The 445-nt window shown below is 58.9% G+C and carries 1 protein-coding gene; it reads left to right on the forward strand.

The features are described from left to right. The coding region (locus EN852_RS41190; protein WP_189546357.1) for a hypothetical protein at nt 1-445 on the forward strand (445 nt) is incomplete at both ends.

Consider the following 445-nt stretch of genomic DNA (forward strand, 5'->3'; position numbering starts at 1 on the left):
CGTGCATCGGCGGCAGCGCAATCGCCGCGCACGCTGGTCCCCAGGACAACCCGCAGAACCGTCGTATCGTCCGCGAATCCGTCGCGGGCCTTCTTTCACCTCTTGGCGTCACCGTCGACATGGTCGAGCAGATCGACCTTTGCCATTACCGCATCAATCGCCCAAACGTCCCGTTCCAGCGCCTCTATGACTTCACCAAGGCGAAGGATGTCTTCGCCTTCTACGGCTTAACCGACAGCTTTCCTGACGGGAAAGGCGACATCATGATTTCGGGCACCGACTCGAAATTCACCTGCATTGTCGGCGGGGATGGAGGCGACAGCCCGCACGATTGTGACAGCAAGTACGTGATCAAGGGTGCCACCCTGAATCAGTTCATGAAGGCCCACTCCGCAGCGGAGCCGATGTTTACTGCCTGTAGCACTGACGCTCAGTACAAAGCCTG

It is taken from the genome of Mesorhizobium sp. M2E.F.Ca.ET.209.01.1.1 (assembly GCF_004010375.2).
Lineage (GTDB): Bacteria > Pseudomonadota > Alphaproteobacteria > Rhizobiales > Rhizobiaceae > Mesorhizobium.